Source organism: Nocardia sp. NPDC047648 (assembly GCF_040642815.1).
Taxonomy (GTDB): domain Bacteria; phylum Actinomycetota; class Actinomycetes; order Mycobacteriales; family Mycobacteriaceae; genus Nocardia; species Nocardia gamkensis.
This window is the reverse complement of sequence record NZ_JBEYSX010000007.1, coordinates 372,598-380,713: the sequence shown is the minus strand read 5'-3', so window position 1 is coordinate 380,713 and position 8,116 is coordinate 372,598. Positions and strand designations below refer to the sequence as shown.

Annotated in this window: 8 protein-coding genes; 5 read left to right on the top strand and 3 right to left on the bottom strand. The window is 65.7% G+C overall.

The window, feature by feature from the left end:
- The 3 genes from ABZ803_RS18030 to ABZ803_RS18020 form a co-directional block, all read left to right on the top strand.
- A partial coding sequence (locus tag ABZ803_RS18030; RefSeq protein ID WP_357038970.1) for an ADP-ribosyltransferase domain-containing protein occupies positions 1–527 on the top strand: 527 nt, incomplete at its 5' end.
- 14 nt (positions 528–541) lie between these two features.
- Positions 542–799: a hypothetical protein gene (locus ABZ803_RS18025; protein WP_357038967.1), complete on the top strand. Its 258-nt coding sequence runs from the start codon at positions 542–544 to the stop codon at positions 797–799.
- A gap of 978 nt (positions 800–1,777) precedes the next feature.
- On the top strand, positions 1,778–2,107 hold the full coding sequence (locus ABZ803_RS18020) for a hypothetical protein (RefSeq protein WP_357038964.1): 330 nt from the start codon (positions 1,778–1,780) through the stop codon (positions 2,105–2,107).
- 7 nt (positions 2,108–2,114) lie between these two features.
- On the opposite strand, the gene ABZ803_RS18015 is transcribed toward ABZ803_RS18020, so the two are convergent.
- The gene (locus ABZ803_RS18015; protein WP_357038961.1) at positions 2,115–3,989 is read right to left on the bottom strand and encodes an arabinofuranosyltransferase; all 1,875 of its coding nucleotides are present in this window, start codon (positions 3,987–3,989) and stop codon (positions 2,115–2,117) included.
- A gap of 675 nt (positions 3,990–4,664) precedes the next feature.
- Between ABZ803_RS18015 and ABZ803_RS18010 the strand changes: the two genes are divergently transcribed.
- Positions 4,665–5,315 (top strand): hypothetical protein, encoded by a 651-nt coding sequence (locus ABZ803_RS18010; protein ID WP_357038958.1) that lies wholly within the window; start codon positions 4,665–4,667, stop codon positions 5,313–5,315.
- Positions 5,316–5,413: 98 nt separating this feature from the next.
- Here the strand turns inward: ABZ803_RS18010 and ABZ803_RS18005 are convergent, their stop codons facing one another.
- Positions 5,414–6,016, bottom strand: coding sequence for a TetR/AcrR family transcriptional regulator (locus tag ABZ803_RS18005; protein ID WP_357038956.1), 603 nt, complete (start codon positions 6,014–6,016; stop codon positions 5,414–5,416).
- Positions 6,017–6,086: 70 nt separating this feature from the next.
- Between ABZ803_RS18005 and ABZ803_RS18000 the strand changes: the two genes are divergently transcribed.
- Positions 6,087–6,914: a class I SAM-dependent methyltransferase gene (locus ABZ803_RS18000; RefSeq protein ID WP_357038953.1), complete on the top strand. Its 828-nt coding sequence runs from the start codon at positions 6,087–6,089 to the stop codon at positions 6,912–6,914.
- Positions 6,915–7,060: 146 nt separating this feature from the next.
- On the opposite strand, the gene ABZ803_RS17995 is transcribed toward ABZ803_RS18000, so the two are convergent.
- Positions 7,061–8,017 (bottom strand): LysR family transcriptional regulator, encoded by a 957-nt coding sequence (locus ABZ803_RS17995; RefSeq protein WP_357038950.1) that lies wholly within the window; start codon positions 8,015–8,017, stop codon positions 7,061–7,063.
- Positions 8,018–8,116 lie beyond the last annotated feature (99 nt).

Sequence of the window (8,116 nt, the reverse complement as noted above, 5' to 3'; positions counted from 1 at the left end):
CGGTCGGGCCGCCGAAAAAGGATCCGGTCGAGTTACCCAAGATCGAGCATCCCGAAGGCATTCCTAAGGTTGACCTACCACGGGCGGATATCGACGCGATCGGCCGCTACACCGGCGACAGTGCACCACTCAATACCGCTATCCGATCCGGCGACAATCTGACACCCGCGCAGATAGCCGAGCGTGATGCCATGAATGCCGCATTGGATAAGTGCCCCGTCTACGAAGGGCCGGTGACCCGGCGCGTGGAGCTGTCCTCGGAAGACCTGGCGAGGTACGAGCCGGGATCAACGGTGACCGAAGCGCCGTTTACCTCGGCGTCCGCCAGTTCGGCGGCTGCGAAGGATAGGCCGGTGGAAATGCAGATATGGTCGGCAGACGGCCGTTACATCGGCCATCATTCCAGTGTGCCAGAAGAACTCGAAGTCGTGTTCAAGTCCGACACCCCGTTCCGGGTGGTCGACAAATTCCCAGATCCGGAGACAGGGCGCATCATCATTCAAATGCGCGAACTGCCCCGGTCATAGAAAGGACATAGGAAATGCCGGAAGAAATCAACGGGAAAACGTTTTACGCGCCTGGCGAATATCCGCACGGCGACGATATCTCCATTGAAGAACTGGAGAAGATCAAAGCGGGATTCGCGGCATTCAACGCGCGCCGCGACGCTGTTCCGGAGGACGAGCGAATCCACTTGCGGGACCGGTTCGGCGACGAAGACAAGCTCGGCACCGACCAGGAAGACGCGTACCTGGCCGATGTAGAGGAACGCAAGAAACGCGGCGAGTACTGGGGCTGACCGGCTACCAGCTCGACTGACCACCTGGGGGGAAGGGAGGAAACACCGAAGCCCGCGAAGTCGTCGAGCAGCACTTCCGTATCGAGGGCATGACCGTCCGTGTCGGGATCGGGCCGGGTACGCATCGTATGTTCTCCTGCCAGCCGCCTAGGTCGCAGCGGCGCAGTGCCCGCCGGCCGCGCGCCAATGATCTAGGTTCTCGGCTGGGCTCCCAGGATCAACATTTGTGCCGCAGGGGGACTATCCAGGCGGGATGAGTCGGTGACCTCCAGGACCTCCAGCGCGGTTCGGATGCGATTCTCATCGCGGCTCATCAATGCCACCGGGTGCCGGCTGCGGCGGTGACCCACTTCTGACCAGCTCGTCGACGTTGGCGTCAGCGGCCTCGGTGCGGGAGCCGGTGCTCGATCGACAGCGAGATGGGCAGCTGCACGGGCGGTGACGATCAGCTCGCCGGCTGCTCCGGATGCTCTCCTCGGCGACACCGCCGGCGCGGTTGCGACCGCCGCGGGTTGCACCCGTGCCAACAAGTGGCGGCGCAAGACCACCAGCTCCGGCGCGGTTCGGTACTTCGCTGCTGCCACGATCCGAATCGGGAGCGGTAACAGCCGCCTCGTCGGCTCAGCACGTCAACACTGGAGAGTTCGGCACGGTGGTGAGGGGGCGCAGTGGTTCAGGAACTCACGCCCGGTCAGGAGTAGGGCGCGAGGGGATGTGAGCCGCAGCCCAGGCCGCCTAGCACCGACGGCGTGCAACCTCTATTCCTCTATCCTGCTCGGGATGACTTGGGGCCAAACCACATCGCCGCGAGGGGAAGCACCAGATCTCAGGCTGCGTCAGAGCCGCCCGGCGCTACGCTCGGCTCAGCAATGAGCCACGAGAAAGATCCATTTCCCCAGCCTCAGACATGAGTGAGGCCCTGGAGTTTCATCCAGGGCCTCACTGTTAGTCGGTTGTTATCGCTGGATCCGGTTCCTGTTGACGCTGAAGGACCACTCGTTGTTGCCGTCGCCGCTGCGCGTCCATGTGCAGCTGCTTGAGGCCCTGTCTTCCCTGCTGCGGGCGTTCACGCAATCGTTGCGGCTGTTGAAGGAGAACGTTTCGGTCGGCTGTGAGGGAGAGAAACCCCTGTCCGGTGGCCGGTTCCCGTCTCCGGCGGCGGCGACTCCCGCTCCGAAGAACGTGGCTGCGATTGCGATGACGCCGACGGCGAATTTTCTGCGCATTTTTTCCTCCCCTAGATGCGACGTAGATGCTATCAGACATCATCGCCATGTAAAGGGAAGTGCCGCAATGTATTTGCGCTAGATGCAGGTCAACGGCGCACCAAGACCGTGAACGGGCCGGCCTCGGTGTGAGTGAAATGCTCGTTGTCGAACAGTGCAGCAGGGAACGAGATCGTCGTGTAGGTGCGGCTGAGCCCGTTGTCGCTACGGGGGTCGCTGGCCAAACGCAGCACGTAGTCCGAGCCAGAGCGGCGGAGCACGAACACCGCGGGCGCTGGTCGGGGGCTGCGATCGAGTTCGGCGATCAACTCGTCGGACGAGGACAGTGCCGACCAGTCCTTGACCTGCTGCACGCGGGAGTTGTAGTCGGCCAACGGGTTCGAGTATCGGGCGCTTTGGGCCAGGTACCCGCGATAGGGATAGATCGCTAGCAGTGTCGTGTCACCGGTCAGTACCACTCTATTGCGCTGGGTACCTCGCGTCGTCGCGGCGATGGCCTGGTCGACGCGCCAGTATTCAGCCACCGCTGAGGTCGGGTATCCGTCCGCACGTATGCCTTTGCCGTCGGTATCGCTGTAGGCGGCACCGATTGGCACCGCGAGCACTTCGGGGATCTGCTGAGAGAACCCGATCGCACCGATCAACCAGACCGCGGCGACAACACGACCCCACGACCGGTGTTCGCGCACCATCGCGGAAACCGCACGTATCGCGACGATGGCCACGGCCACTGCGGCCCCTGCCGAAACAACTCGTACCATCGCCCCGCATTCGGCTGCGGAAACCTCGATCTCTGTAAACATCGCCGTGCCCCTCTGCCGGAGGTAGGCGGACCACACCAGTGCGGCGGCGATCGCTGCTACGAATGCAACGACCAGCCACCGCCCGAGCACACCACGCCATTGCCGGAGTCGGTCTGTTGCATCGGCCCGTTTCATCGCGACTACTCCCGCCAAAACCGCCGCGACAGTTACAGTGCTGGCAGCGCCCACGAAGGCAGCCTCGTCGAAGGCTACGCACACCCCCAGATAGGCCCCCACTCCGAGCAGCCGTGCCCACACCTGACGCGAACTGGACGCGCGACGCAGCAAACCCGCGGACGCTGCTGTGTCGCCGACCGAACCTTGTACCGCACTCCATGTGGCGACCAGTGCGGGCATCAACAGCAGGAGGCAGGTGGTGAACGCCGGATCTGGTGCGGCATAAGCCACCGCCACGGCCGCCGTCGTCGCGGCGACAACGATCGCGATATCCGCGCGGCGCAACAAACGCGACCACCACACCAGCGCGAGAACCGCCGCGATCGCGATGGACGTGATCGCATACGACTTCAACGCCTCCCAGCCAGGTATTGCAGCTACCGCCGCCACACGTCCACCCAGCCAATACCAGCCCGCTGCTCGGTCCGGTGGCAGTCCGGCATAGGTTCCATCCCGCGGCACCGCGCTGTCGGCGAAACGTCCCAATAACTCACTGCGCCACTGTTGATCAGGGGACAAACCCAGCAAGTACAGGTTCGACGCAGCCAACGGCATACCGAGGGTGATCGCCACGAACCCCGAGAGACCGATCCACGACAGCGGACGCACCAGTCTCGGGATCCACTGTCTCCCGGAGGCGTCGGCCTGCACCGACGCTCGTGCCCGCGTCAGCGCAACCGCCACACATAGCGTGGCGATCGCCGCGACTTGACCGACAGTGGTCAACGCTCGCAGCACATTCGAGGTGGTGTAGGCCGGCCAACGCACACTTGAGGCGAGCGTGATCACGACCGCCGCGACCAGTGCCGCTACACCGGCAGCGGCAACACCCTCGACCACCACCGCCACAGGCCGCGAGCCGCCATGCCTTTCACCGTCCTGCCCCTGCCCGGGCAGGAGTTGGGAATCAGCGGGTGACTTCGCGGCACCGGTGCGACCGCCACGCGAAGAGATCTGTCCGAGCAGGACCGACGAAACCTCCATGATCGGAAACTACGTGGTCCCCCACCTCTCGAAGTGCAGTGGGGGAGCTACGCCGGAGCGAAGCTCCTGGGCTGAAGCATCCTCTATCCCTCTCCTGAGCCGTTCCGGGCTGCGCGGGCGCGTGCGTATTGGACACGTTTGCGGCATCTGGGGCTGCAACAGATTTGCTTGGGGCCACGCTTGCCCGCAGGCGGTCGCGGCAAAACTTTCCCGCATCCTGGACAAACGTGCTCTTCGGATGGTGGCTCACCGTAGAGGTAGGACGAAAGAGTCTCACGTAGCTCCGGTGCCCGCAGCTCTCTCACGGCTTCCTCTATCCAGTAGACCGCCCAGTCAGGGTCATGGAAGCCGAAGTCCTTCGCAATGTCTTCGAAGGACTCTCCACGAAGGAAATGCCTGAGGATCAGGCTCTTCGGGCGGTCGGCAAGCCTTCGAGCGCTGCCGTAACCTCCTGGCGAAGGAAACTGTCCGCTACGCGGTCGGCGAGACGATCACGCTGATGTCGATACCGCTTCACCACGACTCCTCACCGTTCTCGATCACCTCTTGATCAACCGTCCGATCTGCAGGCGCCGGTCTTAGTGACGCAGTGGGATAGCGAGTTCGCCGGGAAAGGGCTGGGCGACGGCCGAATGCCTCGGCGAAGATCATGAAGATCCTCGGGACATCCTCGCGTTGTGCCCGTACCAAGGCAACGGTAGTCCCGCGACTGGAAGCTGGACCCAGAAGACCAGCCATCCACCAGCAGCTGCTCTCGGCCGTGCGCAATGGCTGGCCGAGGAAGTCCTCACCTGGGCGGGGATCGATCTGCTGATACTGCGTATCACGGCGTTGTTCCACGAGAATGTGGCAGTCCTGCACGCCCAGTCGATCCGCGAGAACAACACCTTCGGTAATAGTTTCGGAGACGCGCCGGCACCGTGGATCGCGGGCAGCGACGCGGCCGAGCTGGCGGTAACCGCGCTGCTGTACCCGGAGCGATTCTCCGGCGCCATCGTCGAGCGACTGAGTGGCTCCGAGATCGCCTCGCATACCGAACTGGCCGGCGTGCTCTCCGCGGAGCTGGGACGACCGGTGCGTTTCGAGGGGATATCCAGCCAGGCGTGGCAGGACGACTTGACCGCGCTTGCCGCAGCGCAGCAGGACACGATGATCAACGCCGATATGGCCGCACACATCAGCGCGGTCGGGGCGGCTATCCAGGCGGCCGGAGCACCGACATCGCCCGCCGACCCGGCCGGCCTCGAGCGGTTGATCGGCCGACGACCGTTTACATTCGCCGAGTTCGCCCATGAGCAGCGTGAATTGTTCGATCCCGCCTACTGACGTACCCGCCGCAGCCGGTCGGGGTGCGCCTTCTGCTCATCAAGGCTTGACACAGAGAAGAGCCCTTGGATCCACAGTCCCCTCGACGCGGGCCGGGTTCAGGCCGGTCGTCGTCGCACGGCGTCGGAGATGACTGCTGCGACGAACTTTTCGACTGCCGATGTAGTCGGTGGGCCGGGGTCGCGGCCTGTGAACAACAGGTGGGCGCCACCGACCAGGGAGAGGGTTAGTGAGTCGATGTCCGCGTCGGCTGCGATACGGCCCCGTTCGCGCTCGTCGGTCAGGTAAGTGGAGATCGCGGTCGTCGCCTCGGCGAGGATCGCCATGCCGCCGCCGGGCCTGGCTTGCCGCAGTCGGGCGCGCAGTTCGTCACGGAAGGTGATGAGCGGGATGATCGCCAGCGGAACGGGTCCGAACAGGATGGTCAGAGCGCTGGTCAGATTGGCGGCCACCGTGCCGGAGCCCACGGCGGCGCGTAGCGCACCGGCCTGCGCTTCGAGTCGCGCGGCCCGATCGAGCACGAGATCGGTGAGGAAGGTGTCGAAGTCGGTGAAGTGCCGGTGCAGAACGCCTTTGGCGCAGCCCGCCTCGTCGGTGACAGCCCGGCTGGTCAGCCCGTTCGGCCCGTCGCGCAGCAGTACGCGCTCGGCAGCGTCGAACAGTTGCTGCCGTGCGTCGCGAAGGTGCATCCCAGTCGGCACTCACAAATCCTTTCGCGGTCGATCCAGCGGCATTATTGCTCAGTGGGCATGCGCCCACTAAGGTGGGCGCATGCCCACAATGCCGCAGGAGCAACCAGCACCGTCCCAGGCGCAGCCGGGACAGTTCCAGCAGATGGCCGTGTCGTTCGGCGTGGACACACAGCGCTACGACCAGGCCCGGCCCGCCTACCCCGACGCATTGGTGGCGCGCATCCTGGCCGAGACTCCGGGGACGAACGTGCTCGACGTGGGCTGCGGTACCGGTATCGCCGGTCGGCAGTTCCAGGCGGCGGGGTGCACGGTGCTCGGCGTGGAACCCGATGCGCGGATGGCCGACTTCGCGCGAGCCCGCGGGCTGCGGGTCGAGGTGGCGACCTTCGAGGCGTGGCAGCCGGGCGACCGGATGTTCGACGCGGTGGTCGCCGCTCAGTCGTGGCATTGGGTGGACCCGGTCACCGGCGCCGCGAAGGCGGCGGGCGTGCTGCGTCCAGGGGGACGGCTGGCGATCTTCGGGCACGTGTACGAGCCACCCGCCGAAGTCGCGGAACCGTTCGCCGCCGCCTACCGGCGGGTCGCGCCGGACTCTCCGTTCAGCGGCCAACCGGCTCGGCGCCCCCTCGAGTTCTACCAAGCGGGATACGCGAAATTCGCCGACCAGATCCGAGAGACCGAACAATTCGGAGATCCCGAGCAGTGGCGATTCGACTGGCAGCAGTCCTATACGCGCGACCAATGGCTGGAGCTGCTCCCGACCACAGGCGGCCTCACCCGACTGCAGGCTGATCAGCTGGCCGAGATACTGGACGCGGTCGGAGCCGCCATCGACTCGCTGGGCGGATCCTTCACGATGGACTACACCACCCTGGCCGCGACGGCCGCACGCGCAGACACTCCCTGACGGCCGCGCTCGGCACCGCGCGAGCTACTTCGCGGCCCGGCCCGGTTCCAGGATCGCGGGGCCGCCACGGTGCGCGGCCCCGTCCGCGAAGCCGCCAACCGCGCACGCGGGCGGCGACGCCGAGCACTTCCGACGACTGGCGAGTCTCAGCGCGGGCGGCCCAGCAGGGTGTCGCGCCGGTCGGCCACCATGGCGCGAATCGCCGTGACGACGGCGTCCACTTCCGGGCGGCGGAGGGTTTCGGTGCGGGCGACGAGCCAGTAGCCGAGCGTGACGGTCACCGAATCCGCGAGGACGCGAACGAGATCCGCGTGCCGGTCGGCCATGAAGCAGGGCAGCAGGCCCAGACCGGCGGCGGCGCGGGTGGCTTCCACGTGCACGAAAACGTTGGTGGAGGTGACCGATTCGCGCATCGCGGGTACGAAACTGGAGGCCAGGTCGAGATCGTCGACTTGCAGCATGGAATCGATGAAGTACACCAGCGGATACCGCGCCAGATCGTCGATGGTGGCGGGCGCGCCGTGTTCGCGCAGGTATTCGTGGGAGCCGTACAGGCCGAGGCAGTAGTCGGCCAGATGCGTGGCGGTGGCGCGGTGTACCTGCGGCTCCCCCACCACTATCTCCAAGTCCAGGCCCGAACGCTGCTGCGATGCGCGCCGGGTGGTCGCCACGATCTCGACCGAGATCTTCGGATGCCGCCGCTGCACCTCCGCGGCGGCGGGCGCGGCGATATAGGCGCTGAAGCCGTCGGTCGCCGAGACCCGGACCACGCCCTCCAGCACCCGGTCGCCGCCGGCGTCCGCGGCCAGCGATTTCACCGCCGACTCCACCGCCTCGGCCGCGGCGAGGGCCGCCCTGCCGAGATCGGTCAGTTCCCAGCCACCGGTGACCCTGGTGAGCACTCGGCCGCCGAGCGTCTGCTCCAGCGCGGCGATGCGCCGGGAGATGGTGGTGTGGTTGATGCCGAGTTCTTCGGCGGCCGTGACGAATCGGCCCGACCGCCCCACAGCCAGGAGCACGAGGAGGTCGTCGGCACTGGGACGACCAGGCGACGCCGGGCGCATATCTGCATCTTTGCAGAGAGGCACTGCACAAATGGTCATTGCGGCGCGATTCGTCTGCACTAATACTCGGTGCAGCCAAGCATTGTGGGAGCCGTCACATCGAGAACGAAGTGTGGCCCCTGGCACGAAGGAGAAGTG

Coding starts and splice junctions, on each gene's coding strand:
- ABZ803_RS18025 (WP_357038967.1), top strand. CDS start 542: ATGCCGGAAGAAATCAACGGGAAAACGTTTTACGCGCCTGGCGAATAT.
- ABZ803_RS17995 (WP_357038950.1), bottom strand. CDS start 8,017: ATGACCATTTGTGCAGTGCCTCTCTGCAAAGATGCAGATATGCGCCCG.
- ABZ803_RS18000 (WP_357038953.1), top strand. CDS start 6,087: ATGCCCACAATGCCGCAGGAGCAACCAGCACCGTCCCAGGCGCAGCCG.
- ABZ803_RS18015 (WP_357038961.1), bottom strand. CDS start 3,989: ATGGAGGTTTCGTCGGTCCTGCTCGGACAGATCTCTTCGCGTGGCGGT.